Here is a 14,771-nt window from a genome sequence, read left to right on the forward strand (position 1 = left end):
TTCCCCAGGGGAGCGCTATGCGCTCTCCCGGAATTCCTCGTCGACCGTGTCGGGACCGCCCATCGACATGTCGAGGGCAAAACCCTTCACGCGGGCCTGCTGGCCGGCCACCGTATTGGCCGGCGCCTTGCCAGCCGGTTTGCGAGGTGCGGCGGGAGGCCGGTTGCGGACGGTGAGTTTTGCAGCCGGCGCACGCTCGCGGCGACCGCCTGCCATGTCGACCCTGAAGAAGGCAATCGACGTCTGCAGCTCTTCAGCCTGGGAGGCGAGTTCCTCCGAGGTTGCCGACATCTGCTCGGAGGCGCCGGCATTCTGCTGCGTCACCTTGTCGAGCTGCTGGATCGCCTCGTTGATCTGGGCCGCCCCGATATCCTGTTCGCGGCAGGCGGCACTGATCTCGGAAACCAGCTCGGCCGTCTTGCGGATATCGGGCACCAGCCGGCCGAGCATTTCGCCCGCTTCCTGGGCCGCCGTCACCGTATCGCTCGACATCGAGCTGATCTCGGCGGCAGCCGACTGGCTGCGTTCAGCAAGCTTGCGCACTTCGGATGCAACGACTGCGAAACCCTTGCCGTGCTCACCCGCACGAGCCGCTTCCACGGCAGCGTTGAGGGCGAGAAGATCGGTCTGGCGGGCGATTTCCTGGACGATGCCGATCTTCTGGGCAATCGTGCGCATCGCGTCGACAGCGCGGGAGACAGCCTCGCCGCTGGCTTCCGCATCCTTCGCCGACTGACGGGCGATCTTTTCGGTCTGGGCGGCATTGTCGGCGTTCTGCTTGATGTTGGAGGCCATCTCTTCCATCGAGGCGGAAGCCTCTTCGGCGGAAGCCGCCTGCTCCGTGGCGCCCTGCGACACCTGCTCGGAGCTTGCCGAAAGTTCCTGGCTGCCGGAAGAGACGTTCTCGGCGGCCGATATCGCATCGGCAACGACGCCGCGCAGGCGTTCGACCATCTGTTCGAGCGCGATGCCCAGCGCATCCTTGTCGGAGAGCGGCTTTGGAGACACCGTCAGGTCACCGTTTGCGATCTGATCGGCGATGCCGGCGGTGGTCCGCAGGTTGGAGATCATGCTCTGCATCGCGATGCCGAGCGCATCCTTGTCCGAAAGCGGCTTGGCATCGGTGCTGAGGTCACCCATGGCGATCTGGTCGGCAAGTGCTGCCGTGGCACGCAGATTGGCAGTCATGGCATTGACCGTATTGATGAGATCCTTGATCTCGTCATTGGTCTTGACATCGACCTTCTGGTTGAGATCGCCGATTGCGACGGCGTTTACGACGGTCGTGATCTTCCTCAAGCCATTGTTGATTCCAAGCGTGATCCAGAGCGCAGCACCGAGCGCGATGAGCACTGCGATGCCGGAAGCAGTGGTGAGGATCAGCTTCGTTGAGGTGTAGAGATTGGTGTTCGATTGGTTGGTCGCCTGCATGCCCTTGCGCTGGATCTCGGTAAGGGCGGAGATCGCATCGCCCATGTCGCCGGTCATCGCCCGGAGGTCGCCGAGTGAAAGCGCCAGCGCGCCGGCCTTGTCGCCCTTGGCGTCAAGCTGCTGCAGCTCGGCGGATTTTTCACGGAATTTCCCGCCGACCGTCCGCAGCTTCTCCCAATGGGGTTTGCCTTCCGGCAAGGCGATCGCAAGGCCGGCATCGACGGCATCGAACATGACCTGCAAATTCTGGTCGGCTTCCTTGTAGAAGCCGGCAGCCGCGTCAGGATCGGTGGAAAGCAGAGCGTTCTTCTGAGCGCGGATGGCGTTGACTTCGGCAATATTGGCGTTCAGCGCCAGTTCCAGGCGGCGCACAGAGCCGTCGATCATCTTGCCGCTCGCCTCGTTCAAGGTGCCGAGGCTCAGGCTTCCATAAACCGCGATGCCGATCAGCAGCAGCGTCATGATGCCAAAGGCAAGACCCAGTTTGAGTTTAATGGTGAAACGCATGTGATACCCCCGATTTGCGGTCAAAACGAATGGAGAGACATGTCCCCTTGGCGGGACGTCAAGCTTGGAAAGTGATGTGCTGAAACGGGGAAAAGCGACTAAATTCACTTCCCGGCAGCCGGACATCTATCCATCGCAGCGCCAACGCCTACATGCGTTGGGGGATGTTCTCGCCTCAGGCCGCCGGAGCAGCCCGAGGGATCACATTGAGGCGAAGCGCTCACGCGCTTTCCCCGGGGGAGCGCTTATGCGCTCTCCCTAAAGTCGTCGTCGCTGGCGTCTGGACCGCCCATCGACATATCGAGAGCAAAGCCCTTGAGGCGCTGCTGTTGAGCCGAAACCGTCTGGCCGCGGCCTTGGCTGTGAGCCTGCAGGCCGGGCTTGCGGCCAGCGGCCGGGGCCTTGAGCGCCTTGGCCGAAGCCTTTGGCTGCGCTTTGTGGGCGCCGGACCGTCCGTTGCCTGCCGTATCGACCTTGAAGAAGGCGATTGACGTCTGCAGTTCCTCTGCCTGGGAGGCGAGCTCCTCGGAGGTTGCCGACATCTGCTCGGAAGCGCCGGCATTCTGTTGCGTCACCTTGTCGAGCTGCTGGATCGCTTCATTGATCTGCGAGGCGCCGATATCCTGTTCGCGGCAGGCCGCACTGATCTCGGAGACCAGTTCCGCCGTCTTGCGGATATCGGGCACCAGCCGGCCGAGCATATCGCCGGCATCGGCGGCAGCTTTGACCGTGTCGCTCGACATCGAGCTGATTTCGGCAGCCGCCGACTGGCTGCGTTCGGCAAGCTTGCGCACTTCCGAAGCGACCACCGCAAAGCCCTTGCCGTGTTCTCCCGCACGAGCCGCTTCCACGGCAGCGTTGAGAGCCAAGAGATCGGTCTGGCGGGCGATTTCCTGGACGATGCCGATCTTCTGGGCGATCGTGCGCATGGCGTCGACAGCACGCGTCACCGCTTCACCGCTCATCTCCGCGTCCTTGGCGGACTGGCGGGCGATCTTTTCGGTCTGGGCGGCGTTATCGGCGTTCTGCTTGATGTTGGCGGCCATCTGCTCCATCGAGGCGGAAGCCTCTTCGGCCGACGCCGCCTGTTCGGTGGCGCCCTGCGATACCTGTTCCGAACTCGCCGAAAGTTGCTGGCTTCCGGAAGAGACGTTGTCGGCGGCCGACAGTGCGTCGGCAACGACGCCGCGCAGACGTTCGATCATGATATTGACGTTGCCCAGAAGTTCGCCGATTTCGTCATGGCTGGTGATGTCGGCCATCTTGGTCAGATCGCCTTCCGACACTTCGCGCACCACGGTGTTGGCACGGCCGAGGCCCTTGCTGATCGTGCTGGCGATCCAGAAGGCGGTGAGGGCGGCAATCAGCAGGGCGACGGCTGCGACCGCAACCATCATTGTGCGTGTCGTCGTGTACTGCGCTTCGGCGCCGTCGTCGGCAGCCTTCATGCGCTGCTTTTCAAGTGCCAGGATTTCGCTGAGCGTCGCGTCGATATCGTTGGCAGCGGCCCGCGCCGTCGTAACAGAGACGGTATTTGCGCCTTCGGCATTACCGGCCTTCACATAGTCACGGATCTGATCGTCGGCCGCATTGAAGGTCTTGGAAAGTTCGGCGATGCGCGCCCAGCGCGCCTTGCCTTCTTCCGTCGCCAGCGCCAGCACCTGGTTGAAGGCGTCGGTGAACTCCTTGCGGGCCTGATTGCCCTTCGCGACCGCGCCGGCCGTCTCGTCTGCGCTGCGGGCGGTGAGCAGGTTCTTCTGCTGGCGGATGGCCTCGAGCTGGGCAATGTTGATCTGCTGCGCGAGATCGAGGCGGGCTGCCGGGCCGGCAAGAAGCTTATCGATCGTGTCGTTCAGCGATCCAAGGCTGAAGATACCGTAAGCGGCGGTGCCTACGAGCATCAGAATGATGAAGGTGAACGCGGTCACCAGTTTCGTCTTTATTGTCAGTCGCATCGTCCAAACCCCTCGTTGAATTCATCCAGCGTCAATTGACGGCTCCCGCCGCATCGTGCCTCGATGAAAAGATCGCCTGCAGATTGGGGAGAATGATGAATTCTCCGCCCCTCTTCACCAGGCAGTTGATGTAGTCGGCGCGCCAACGCATGCCGATGCTGGGCGGGGCTTCGCTCGCGGACTTTGCAAGTGTCGTCACCTCGTTCACCTTGTCGGTTCTGAGGCCGACGAGCGTCTGCTCGCCCTGTAGGTCGATCTCGATGACGATGAAGCGGCTGTCGATCGTCGCCTCTGCTGCTTCCATCCCGAAGGCGAGACGCAGATCGGCGAGCGGAATGACCTTACCGCGGAAGTTGATGACGCTGGCGACGAAGGGCTGACTGCCCGGCACCGCGGTCTCAGGAAGCAGGTCCAGGATTTCCTGGACGATAACCGCTTCCAGCGCGAAGGTTTCGCCGTTGAGATCGAAGGTCAGGACCTCGACTTCCTCGGCATAGCTCCAGTGCTTGTCGAACCGTTCGGCTGCTGCTGTTGCACTCATCCTGCTACACGCAATTGCGCCTCCTGTTGCTGACCCGCGGCAACCAGGTGCCCAACGTCGAGAATGAGAGCGACGCTGCCGTCGCCGAGAATGGTGGCGCCCGAAAAGGTCGCGACGTTATTGTGCAGTTTCGACATCGACTTGATGACCGTCTGGTGGTCGCCGATGATCTGGTCGACGACGAGGCCGACGCGCTCCGTGCCGGTCGAGATGACGACGACCTTCTGATGCACGTCGGGCTTAGTGCCGGTGCGGAAGAGGTCGCGCAGGCGCAGGAACGGCACCAGGCTGTCGCGCAGCGAGATGAAGCTGCGGCCGCGCGAGCGGAGATCTTCCTCGAGCGACAGTTCGAGGCATTCCTCGACTGCCGAGAGCGGGATGACGTAGCGGCCGGAGCCGACCCGCACCAGCAGGCCGTCGATGATGGCGAGCGTCAGCGGAATGCGCAGCGACACTTCCGAACCTTGTCCCGGCAGGCTGACGATATCGATCGCGCCGCGGAGCGCTTCGACCGTCTTCTTCACCACGTCCATGCCGACCCCGCGGCCGGAGAGATTGGTGATTGCCGCGGCCGTCGAGAAGCCGGGGGCGAAGATTAGTTGCAGCAGCTCGGAGTCGGAAAGCGGCTGACCGGGCTGGATGAGACCGGAGGATTCCGCTTTGGCGCGAACGCGTTCACGATTGATGCCGCGGCCGTCATCCTTGATCGAGATGATCACCTCGCCGCCGGCCTGGCGGGCCGAAAGCGTCACCGTGCCGGCTTCGGTCTTGCCGGAGGCAAGGCGGTCGGCGGGCGTTTCGAGGCCGTGATCGATCGAGTTGCGCACCAGATGCACAAGCGGATCGGCCAGACGCTCGATGACGGTTTTGTCGACTTCGGTGCTCTCGCCCTCCGTCACCAGTTCGATCACCTTGCCGGTTTCGCGGGCGAGATCGTGAATGAGGCGGCGAAAACGGGAGAACAGGGTGGCGACCGGCACCATGCGCAGCACCATCATCGTGTCGCGCAATTCGCCGGAGAGGCGTTCGATTTCTTCCGAGACGGAGCGCAGCGCGATATCGGCGCTGGCACTGGCCAGCTGGCTGAGGCGCGATTGCGCGATGACGAGCTCGCCGACACGGTCCATCAGCTCATCGAGACGTTCGGCCGGAACGCGGACATTCTCGGCCGCCTTCGCCTGGCTGATGGCGGCGGGCGCCTCGCGCTTGGCCGGAACCGCCTCGACAGGACGGAATTCCGGGACGCTGGTCGGCGAAGCCGCCGATACCGCGGCGACAGGGGCAGTTGCGGCCTTTTCCTCAACCGGAGCGGCGGTTGCCGCTGCCGTACCGCCGATCTCCTCGACGCTGAGTTCCATATCATCAAGCACGAAGATGAAGACGTCGTCGATCGCTGAGCGGTCTTGCTCGCTGGTCAGCGTCACGTCCCAGGAAATGTGGAGTTCCGTCGGAGCCAGCGCGTCGAGGGGCGGAATGGCCGAGGAGTTGGCGCGCACGGTGCATTCGCCGAGATCGCGCAGCTCGTCCAGCAGGCCGAGCGGGTTGGTGCCGTTGGCCATCGAATTGGCAGGCAGGCTGAAGCGGATGCGCCAGCTGCTCTTCTTCTTCGCCGGGGTCTCGCGCACGGCCGCGGGTGCGGCAACAGCGGCCGGCACTGCTTCCTTGCCGCCGACGGCAGCTTGCAACTGTGCCAGAAGCTTATGCCCGGTATCGCCGTGATCGGCGTCCGGCTGATCGACCAGGGCTCGCATATGGTCCTGGGCGGCGAGAACGGCGGCGACGAGTTCGCTGGTCGCCGCGACCTCGCCCTTGCGGACGCGATCGAAGGCTGTTTCGCAATGATGGGTGAAGGCGGCGAGCGCCTCGAAACCGAACATCGCACCGGAGCCCTTGAGCGTGTGGAGGCCGCGGAACACGGCATCGACGAGATCCTTGTTGTCGAGCTGGTGGGTCAGGTCGAGAAGACCAGCCTCGATCGCTTCGAGGCATTCGGCAGCTTCCGTGCGGAAGACGGCGACCGGATCGAGCGTACTCATCGTCCGAGAACCTTCTTCACGATCTTCACCAGGCTTTCCGGGTCGAACGGCTTGGTCAACCAGCCCGTCGCGCCGGCGGCCTTGGCGCGCGCCTTGAGATCGGCGTCCGATTCCGTCGTCAGGAAGATGATCGGAACGCCGGCCTGCGCCGGCAGCTTGCGCAGTTCCTCGATCATCGTCAGACCATCCATGACAGGCATGTTGAGATCGGTCACGATCAGATCGAAGCTGCTGCCCTTGGCTGTCGCGAGGCCCTCTGCCCCGTTGACCGCCTCGGTGACGCTATAGCCAGCATTGGTCAGCGTGACCTTGGTGGTCAGACGAATGCTGGCGGAATCGTCGACAGTCAGGATCTTTGCACTCATAACGTCACCTCTTTATGCAACCAGAAATTTGCGTCTTCGTGATCGAAGGATTCGATGAAACCTGCACGCTCAAGTACCTTCAGGACCGAGCCACTGGCCGGCGAAGAAAGCTTGAAGGTCTTTCCCTTGGCCTTTGCTTGGCGGCGCGAGGATTCGATGAGTTGAACAAAACTAAGATCCGCTTCTGCGCCCTCGGGAATGCTGATGATGATTGTATCATTGCTATGAAATTCATCGGTAAACTTGGAATATAGTTCGGACACGTTGCGAATGCTGAGCACGTCCGGCAAATTTATAGATTCGTAATATTGTTTCTGAGTATCCAATGCAGCCTCCTGGGCCAGAAAATACTTGACGACCCTAAAAGGACTCTCACGGCAGCGTTAATGCGGGGTAAACAGCGGTTGTAGGAAACTGCCGTATAGCGCATTCCCAGACTCCCAATTCTCATCCGGGATAAGTTGTATTTTTTTCTCAAAATTTAGAAATAAGTAAAATAAAAACAATAAGTTGAATCATCAATCCGAGCGTTAGGCTTTCCCCGACAGGCCATCAACATCTTTCGTTAATCACAACGCTGGCGAGTCCGGCGCGTTTACCGGACGTTTCCATCCTGCCCGTAAAAATAGAGTTCGAATTGCCTGGATTTTAAGAAAAGGTATAAAAGTGGCACACGCTCTGGTATCGCCGAACGCTGCAGCCTACTCATCAGGACGGGACATAAGCCAGACCCTGGAATCTGCTCGTAGCCAGGTCGAGGAACGTTTCCTCGAAGGCGGCACCGTGCTGCTCTCGGTGATGGATGTGCTCAACCGTCTGTTGAACTCGCTCGAGAGCGTCACCACGACGCTCGACAACAAGGAGGCGAGCGACACCAGCGCCGATCTCCGCGCCACGGTGGAGAGCCTGATGGCGCTGCCCGTCACCGAGGAAAACCGGCAGCAGGCGCTCGTCTCGCTGGCGCATACCGGCAGGGAACTGCGCAAGCACGTCGCCGACATGCAGGAGACGATGCGTTATCTCAGAACCTTCGCGGTGACCGTGAAGATTACCGGTGCCGGCCTTGCCGAATTCGCCGGCTTCGCCCAGGAGATCCTAGAGCGCATCTATTCCGGTACCGATGAGGTCAACCGTTTTGCCACGCATCTCGACAGTCTCGACAAGGAGGTCAAGCTCGCCGCCTCCTTTGGCGCCAGCGTTTCGAAGGGCTATGCCGATACCGTTCCTGCCGTCGCCGGAGCCCTGCGCGATGATGCCGCCAAGATCGCCGGCCATCGCAAGGATCTCGGCGTCATCGCCCGCGAGGTCGGCGCGATTGCCCGCGCCGTCCAGAGCAAGGTCGCCTCGACCCTGTCTGCCCTGCAGATCGGCGATATCACTCGCCAGCGCATCGAGCATGTGCAGGCTACTTTTTCGCTGCTTGAAGATTTCTTTGCCGGTGAGGATGGCGCCAGACTCGACGCCGGCGCGCGCCAGCGCCTCCAGAACGTCATTCACCATCTGACGGCGGCGCAGATGAGCGACATGTGTGCAAATTTCCAGCGGGATTCCGAGAACGTCGTCAAGACGATCGCAAGTTTCGATCACGACATGCGGGAGATTCTCAAGCTGCGCGATCAGATGAGCGGTCAGAGCGGCGAGGCCGGCGGCAACTTCATGCGCGCGCTGGAATCCAGCGTTTCGGCCGCCCATGAAATCGTCAAGCAGGTCGATACGGCAAGCCGCCAGGCCGATCAGGTGAGCCAGTCCACGATCGGCACGGCGGCCAAGCTCTCCGAAGCGATCGGCAACATCCGCGCCGTCAAGACCGACATTCACTATATGGCTTTGAATACCAACCTGCGCTGCAGCCGGCTCGGCGAGGAAGGCAAGTCGATCAACGTCGTCACCGCCGAGCTGCGCATCTTCGCCGGCAAGCTCGACGATTCCGCCGACGCCATCGTCAACGGCCTGCCGGCGCTCGAAGCCGCGGCCGGGCGCGTCGCCCCCGCCACCGATGCCGGAGCCGGAAATCTCGGAGAAAGCCTGACCTCGGCCGTCGGCAACATCCGCTCTGCAGCCAACGTGATGGAAAACGAGTTGAAGGTGCTCGCCGAGAACGGTCGCGAGGTCGCCACCAAGATCAGCCTGCTGATCGGCAAGCTCGATTTCCAGCATAATCTGGGCGAAGTCCTTGCCGGCTGCGCCGATCTGCTCGAAGGCGTCGCCGGCACCGATGTCGCCGATATCTCCGATCTCGCTGAGACGATCGCGCCGCTCGACCGCAAGATCTTCAAGCACTATACGATGGTCCAGGAGCGCAGCATTCATCGCGGCATCATTCCGGCAAGCGAGGACAGCACCTCCGCTCCCGCCGAAAACGTCAAAGCCGAAAACGATGAAGACCTCTTCGCCGACGCGCTTTTCTAAATTAGAATACGGCCGCTATCGCCGTCGGAATTTGTTGGCGGCATCGATCGCCGCCTTTTGCTGATTGTCCTCGATGCCGAGATAGAAATCCTCGAGCGCCGGATCGGCGAGCCCGGCCCGGCGCGACAGCACGTACCACTTCGCCGCCTCGATCGGATTGGGCGCCGTGCCGATCGCGTTGATATAGAGATGGGCGAGCTTGTTCTGCGCGGCGACATTGCCGCCATTGGCGGCAAGTTTCAGCCATTCGAAGCCCTTGACGTAATCCTTCGGCCCGCCGACGCCGTTGACGAGCCAGATGCCGAGATCGAGCTGGGCCGTGTCGAAACCGGCGCGCGCCGCGCGCGCCATCCACTCGCGGGCGAGCTTCGTCTTTTCTTCCGGCAGGTCCTTCAGCGTCGCATAGATCTGCGCCACGGCATATTGCGAATCGGCAATGCCCTGCTCGGCCGATTTCTCGTAGAACGGCAGCGCGAGCTTCAGTCCCTTCTCGCCGGGATTGTCGGCGATGAGAAGCTGCGCCCAGTTGAATTCCGCCGAAGGATTGCCGGCCTCGGCCGCCTTGTGCATGTAGTCGTCGGCCTTGACCTTGTCACGCGGCACGCCCTCGCCTTCCATCAGGATCAGTGCATATTTGAACATCGCCGCCCCGTCGCCGCCTTCGGCCGCCTTGCCGTACCAGAAGGCGGCGTTCTTGACGTCCTTCTTGACGCCGAGGCCCTGCGAGAGGATTTCGCCGATCAGCGTCTGCGCCGCCGGATCGCCGAGCTGGGCGCGCGGCAGCGCCTTGTCCATCGCCGTCAGGTAATAACCGCGCTGGAAGGCGCCATAGGCCTCGTCGATCGGCCCCTTGTAATCCTTCTCCGGCGGCAGATCCGGCAGGTTCGCGCCCATGCGGTCGAATACGCCGACACCATCGGAGGGTTGCACACCCGGCCTGGAAGGCCGGTCGGTGCGGAAGGTCGTAGCCGGCCCCGTGCCCGGCTGGCTGATGACGCTGTCCGGCGCCTGCGCCAAGGCAACATTCGGCCCGGCCGCAACGAGGGCGGCCATGCTGGCAAGGATATATTTCAAAAGGCGGGCGGGCGGGATCGGCATGAGCGCGATTTCAATCCTCAAACCGTGGCGCTTTTTCGTCAAGCAACGCATTGATTTCGGCAACGACAGACGGCGCCCGGGCAGGCTCGGCGAAGACCGCCAGCCGCAGCGCCACAAACTCCGCTCCGGTTTCGGCGACGGCGAGCGCCGAGGCCGGATCGGTGCCGCCCATGACGATGCAGGGAATCTCGATCATCGAGGCCCACCATTCGCCGAGCGCAAGGTTCTTCGGATGCGCCTCCGGCTTGATATCGCCGTCGAGCTTGCCGAAGAAGATATAGTCCGGCCTGACTTCGCCGATCTCCAGCGCATGGTGCCGGTCGGCCGCGTTGCCGCCGCCGACGATCAGCTTCGGCGCATGTTTGTCGATCGCTTCCGAAAGCGCCTCTGCATTGCTGGAAAGGTGCAGGCCATCGGCCTTTGCCCGGCCTGCGACACGGCTGTCGCCTGATATCAGCGCGGCTGCTCCAGCATCCTGGATCAATGGCACCAGCTTTTCCGCATGTTTCTGGAAGGTGCCGTCGTCGAGCCCGTATTGCGGCACGATCACCGAGGCGACATCGCCGCCCTTCAGCGCGTCGGCGACGATCTTTGCCTGTTCATCTGCATCGGCGATATCGGGCACGATGAGCACAAGGCGGCAGCGGTTTTCCGGTTCGGTCATGGGGTCTTTCCGTTTCCTGCGAATTCCCCTTCGAAATGAGGGATCCGCACTCGTTTTGTGTGAGTAGTTCCGTTAGACGAGGCTGGCAAGAGGAGGACGTCGAAAGCATGCCGCAGGATCTGTCATTCTACTACGCCGCCGTGCCCGCCGTTCTGCTGGTGGGCCTCGCAAAGGGCGGCATGGGCGACGCTTTGTCGCTGATCGGCCTGCCCTTTCTCGCCCTCGTCGTCTCGCCCGTCGAGGCAGCGGCCATCCTGCTGCCGATCCTGGTCTTCATGGACATGATCTCGCTCGTCATCTGGCGCAAACATGGCGACTGGGCGACGCTGAAAATCATGCTGCCGGGCGCGATCTTCGGTATCGCGCTGGGCTGGGCGACCTCGGCGCTGGTTCCGGGCAACATGCTGCGCATCGTCATCGGCGCGGTGACCATCCTCTTCTGCCTGCGCTATTTCTGGAACAGTTTCGGCCCGGGCGCCGGCAAGGTGATCCCGCCGCGCGGCCAGCGGCCGGTGGCCGCCGGCCTCTGGGGGACATTTTCCGGTTACGGCAGCTTCGTCGCTCATGCCGGCGGTGCGCCCTTCCAGATCTATGCCCTGCCGCTCAAATTGCAGCCGCGCGAATATACCGGCACCAGCGTGCGCTTCTTCGCAATCCTCAACGCCATCAAGCTGATCCCCTATTTCGCGCTCGGCCAGCTCGACACCCAGAACCTTGCGACCTCCGCGACGCTTCTGCCCTTCGCCCCGCTCGCCACCATCGCCGGCGCCTGGTGCGTGCGCCGGATGAGGCCACAGATCTTCTATCCCTTCATGTATGCGATGGCGCTGATCGCCGCCTTCCTGATCGTAGGCGAGGGCCTTGGCTGGTAGAAGTCATACAGCGCCGCACATCTTTCGAGAGGCGCAAAGGACGCTGTGGCACTTTGAACGGCTGCATAATTCCTGAAATCGACTCCGATTTTAGGAATTATGCAGTGACACGCTGCAATGCACAATTTCCTTGCTGGCGCGGCCGGTTTGACGTAGCGTTCCCGCCATGTCGAACACGGACCCCTTCTCTGCGATTGCCGATCCGAACCGGCGGTTTCTGCTGGAGGAATTGCGTCGCGCGCCCCGGACCGTCAATGAGCTCGCCGAAGGCCTGCCGATCAGCCGTCCTGCTGTTTCGCAGCACCTGAAGGCGCTTCTCGACAGCAATCTCGTCTCCGTGACCTCGGAAGGCACCAAACGTATCTACGCGGTCAACAACCGCGGCTTCGACAAGCTCAATTTGTGGCTGGATCAGTTCTGGGCCTGATGCATGTTCCCATGCGATCTGGGAATACGATGTGAATCATAAGAACGCGATGTGAGACGTGGCGGACCCAAAAGCGCCAGCCACGATGCCGGATGCATCGGGCTGGCGCAAATCTGGTGTCAAATCACCGGTTCTTGCTGATTTTTGGTGGAATGGATGGATTTACCTTGTTGCGCAAGATGATCGTCCGGCGATCCTTGGGAAGATTAGTGGACGGATGACTTAAGACGCTGAATCTCGTCCTTGATGCGCAACTTGCGACGCTTGCAATCGGCAAGTGCCGTATCGGAAATAGAGGGAGATGTTCTGAGCGCGTGCAACTCCTCCTCGAGAGCGACATGCTTTTTCTGGAGTGACTCAAGATGAGCTTGAACAGTCATATGACCCTTCCTTCCTCTTACCCTCCCCGGCCAACATCGTCGGGGATCAAGGTGTCAACGGGCGGGACTGTGACACATTTTTGAAGGCTTGTCGAAGGCCAAAAGATGAAGACTGGATGGCAATTTCATGATCAAGACTAACTAGCCGTTACCTGTATTTGATGATAGGAGCTTGCGGAAATCATCGGCAGATCGGACAAGGTCCAGGGACGATAACGGGGAATGTATATGGCCGATCAGGAACAGGCGGAAATCAGGCTCATAGTGGCGCGCTTGCGCCAGGAGCACGAGGATTTCGACGCCGCGATCAACGCCATGATCCAGACCGGATGCGACGCTCTGCGGATCCAGCGCATGAAAAAGAAGAAGCTCGTCATCAAGGACAGGCTCTCCAGGCTGGAAGATCAGATCATCCCTGACATCATCGCCTGAGAGGGAATAGCAGCAACGATGACAGACAGACCACCCGTCGCCATCATCATGGGCAGCCAGTCCGACTGGGAGACCATGAAAAACGCCGCCGACACGCTGGAGGCGCTGGAAATTCCCTATGACGCGCGCATCATTTCGGCGCACCGTACAGTCGACCGGCTGGTCAATTTCGCCAAGGGCGCACGCGCGGAGGGCTTCAAGGTCATCATCGCCGGCGCCGGCGGCGCTGCCCATCTGCCGGGCATGACCGCCTCGCTGACACCGCTGCCAGTTTTCGGCGTGCCGGTCCAGTCGAAAGCCCTGTCCGGCCAGGACAGCCTCCTTTCCATCGTACAGATGCCGGCCGGTATTCCGGTCGGCACGCTCGCCATCGGCAAGGCTGGTGCGGTCAACGCCGCCCTTCTCGCTGCCGCCGTACTTGCCCTTTCCGACGAAGAAATTGCCGACCGGCTCGACGAATGGCGCGAGCGCCAGAGTGCTGCCGTCGCCGAATACCCGATGGACGACCTATGACGGCAACAACGATCGGCATTATCGGCGGCGGCCAGCTCGGCCGCATGCTGGCGATTGCCGCCGCCAGGTTGAATTTTCGCACGGTCATCCTCGAGCCGCAGGCGGACTGCCCGGCCGCCCAGCTCGCCAACCGGCAGATTACCGCTGCCTATGACGATCCGGCGGCACTCGCCGAACTCGCCGATATCTGCGATGTCGTCACCTACGAATTCGAAAACGTGCCTGTCGCAGCCGCCGAAAAGCTCTCGGCGAGCGTGTCGGTCTATCCGCCGCCGAAGGCGCTGGAAGCCGCCCAGGACCGTCTCGTCGAAAAACGCTTTCTCAACGGCTGCGGCATAACCACTGCACGCTTCCATGCGATCCACAGCCAGGCCGATCTCGAAACGGCGCTGAAGGATTTCGGCGGCCAGGGCGTGCTGAAGACCCGCCGTCTCGGTTATGACGGCAAGGGCCAGAAGGTTTTCCGCTCGGCGGCCGACAGCCCGGATGGCACCTATGCAGCACTTGGCGGCGTGCCGCTCATTCTCGAAAGCTTCGTCGCCTTCGAGCGTGAAGTCTCGATCATCGCCGCCCGCGCCACCGACGGTACGGTCGTCTGCTTCGATCCCGCCGAGAATGTCCACCGCAACGGCATCCTCCACACCTCGACGGTTCCCGCCGCGATCTCGGCGCCGACGGCGGACGCCGCGCGGAAATCGGCCGAGAAAATCCTTGCCGCATTGAACTATGTCGGCGTCATCGGCATCGAATTCTTTGTGCTTGCCGATGGCGGTCTGATCGCCAACGAGATGGCGCCGCGCGTCCACAACTCCGGTCACTGGACGGAAGCCGCCTGCGTCGTCAGCCAGTTCGAGCAGCATATCCGCGCCGTCACCGGCCTGCCGCTTGGCAATGCCGAGCGACATTCCGACTGCGTCATGCAGAACCTGATCGGCGACGATATCCTTGCCGTTCCCGACTGGCTGCGGCGCCCCGACACGCTGGTTCATCTCTACGGCAAGACCGAGTGGCGCCCCGGCCGCAAGATGGGTCATGTCACCACCGTGACGCCGAAATCGCCGGTTTGGACCTGAGAAAACACCTCTGCGCCTTGGGAAAAACACCTTCATGTGGTTGACACGGAAAAGGTGACGGGGTATCT

General features: G+C 61.8%; 15 protein-coding genes. 6 read left to right on the top strand and 9 right to left on the bottom strand.

All coding sequences use genetic code 11. From position 1 onward, the window contains the following. Positions 1–15: 15 nt before the first annotated feature. From AC25BC_RS18025 to AC25BC_RS18050, 6 genes are all read right to left on the bottom strand, one after another. The gene (locus tag AC25BC_RS18025; protein ID WP_012758903.1) at positions 16–1,938 is read right to left on the bottom strand and encodes a HAMP domain-containing methyl-accepting chemotaxis protein; all 1,923 of its coding nucleotides are present in this window, start codon (positions 1,936–1,938) and stop codon (positions 16–18) included. Between the two features lie 245 nt (positions 1,939–2,183). Then, positions 2,184–3,893, bottom strand: a complete 1,710-nt coding sequence (locus tag AC25BC_RS18030) for a methyl-accepting chemotaxis protein (RefSeq protein WP_012758904.1) — start codon at positions 3,891–3,893, stop codon at positions 2,184–2,186. Positions 3,894–3,924: 31 nt separating this feature from the next. Continuing rightward, positions 3,925–4,434: a chemotaxis protein CheW gene (locus AC25BC_RS18035; RefSeq protein WP_012758905.1), complete on the bottom strand. Its 510-nt coding sequence runs from the start codon at positions 4,432–4,434 to the stop codon at positions 3,925–3,927. Further along, positions 4,431–6,470, bottom strand: coding sequence for a chemotaxis protein CheA (locus AC25BC_RS18040; protein WP_012758906.1), 2,040 nt, complete (start codon positions 6,468–6,470; stop codon positions 4,431–4,433). The genes AC25BC_RS18035 and AC25BC_RS18040 overlap by 4 nt, the downstream gene beginning before the upstream one ends. Continuing rightward, positions 6,467–6,835: a response regulator gene (locus AC25BC_RS18045; protein ID WP_012758907.1), complete on the bottom strand. Its 369-nt coding sequence runs from the start codon at positions 6,833–6,835 to the stop codon at positions 6,467–6,469. The genes AC25BC_RS18040 and AC25BC_RS18045 overlap by 4 nt, the downstream gene beginning before the upstream one ends. Beyond that, on the bottom strand, positions 6,832–7,161 hold the full coding sequence (locus AC25BC_RS18050; RefSeq protein WP_012758908.1) for an STAS domain-containing protein: 330 nt from the start codon (positions 7,159–7,161) through the stop codon (positions 6,832–6,834). Before AC25BC_RS18050 ends, AC25BC_RS18045 begins: the two co-directional genes overlap by 4 nt. A 340-nt stretch (positions 7,162–7,501) precedes the next feature. On the opposite strand from AC25BC_RS18050, the gene AC25BC_RS18055 reads away from it, so the two are divergent. Next, positions 7,502–9,244, top strand: a complete 1,743-nt coding sequence (locus tag AC25BC_RS18055) for a hypothetical protein (RefSeq protein ID WP_012758909.1) — start codon at positions 7,502–7,504, stop codon at positions 9,242–9,244. A gap of 15 nt (positions 9,245–9,259) precedes the next feature. Here the strand turns inward: AC25BC_RS18055 and AC25BC_RS18060 are convergent, their stop codons facing one another. Both AC25BC_RS18060 and AC25BC_RS18065 read right to left on the bottom strand, forming a co-directional pair. Continuing rightward, the gene (locus AC25BC_RS18060; RefSeq protein WP_012758910.1) at positions 9,260–10,342 is read right to left on the bottom strand and encodes a tetratricopeptide repeat protein; all 1,083 of its coding nucleotides are present in this window, start codon (positions 10,340–10,342) and stop codon (positions 9,260–9,262) included. Between the two features lie 10 nt (positions 10,343–10,352). Then, the gene (locus tag AC25BC_RS18065; RefSeq protein WP_012758911.1) at positions 10,353–11,006 is read right to left on the bottom strand and encodes a thiamine phosphate synthase; all 654 of its coding nucleotides are present in this window, start codon (positions 11,004–11,006) and stop codon (positions 10,353–10,355) included. A 107-nt stretch (positions 11,007–11,113) separates the two neighbouring features. On the opposite strand from AC25BC_RS18065, the gene AC25BC_RS18070 reads away from it, so the two are divergent. Then, on the top strand, positions 11,114–11,878 hold the full coding sequence (locus AC25BC_RS18070) for a sulfite exporter TauE/SafE family protein (RefSeq protein WP_012758912.1): 765 nt from the start codon (positions 11,114–11,116) through the stop codon (positions 11,876–11,878). Between the two features lie 166 nt (positions 11,879–12,044). Continuing rightward, the gene (locus AC25BC_RS18075; protein WP_003552646.1) at positions 12,045–12,305 is read left to right on the top strand and encodes an ArsR/SmtB family transcription factor; all 261 of its coding nucleotides are present in this window, start codon (positions 12,045–12,047) and stop codon (positions 12,303–12,305) included. 206 nt (positions 12,306–12,511) lie between these two features. Here AC25BC_RS18075 and AC25BC_RS18080 read toward each other — a convergent pair whose 3' ends face one another. Beyond that, positions 12,512–12,685, bottom strand: a complete 174-nt coding sequence (locus tag AC25BC_RS18080; protein WP_003552648.1) for a YdcH family protein — start codon at positions 12,683–12,685, stop codon at positions 12,512–12,514. Between the two features lie 228 nt (positions 12,686–12,913). On the opposite strand from AC25BC_RS18080, the gene AC25BC_RS18085 reads away from it, so the two are divergent. From AC25BC_RS18085 to AC25BC_RS18095, 3 genes are read left to right on the top strand one after another with little or no spacing between them, the layout of a single operon-like run. Next, a complete protein-coding gene (locus tag AC25BC_RS18085) occupies positions 12,914–13,117 on the top strand; it encodes a YdcH family protein (RefSeq protein ID WP_003552650.1) in 204 nt (67 codons plus the stop codon). Between the two features lie 18 nt (positions 13,118–13,135). Beyond that, on the top strand, positions 13,136–13,630 hold the full coding sequence (gene purE, locus AC25BC_RS18090; RefSeq protein ID WP_003552651.1) for a 5-(carboxyamino)imidazole ribonucleotide mutase: 495 nt from the start codon (positions 13,136–13,138) through the stop codon (positions 13,628–13,630). Beyond that, positions 13,627–14,703 carry a 5-(carboxyamino)imidazole ribonucleotide synthase gene (locus tag AC25BC_RS18095; protein ID WP_012758913.1) on the top strand — a complete coding sequence of 359 codons (1,077 nt, stop codon included), beginning with the start codon at positions 13,627–13,629 and terminating at the stop codon, positions 14,701–14,703. Before purE ends, AC25BC_RS18095 begins: the two co-directional genes overlap by 4 nt. Positions 14,704–14,771: the final 68 nt, after the last annotated feature.

The organism is Rhizobium sp. WSM409, assembly GCF_057653825.1.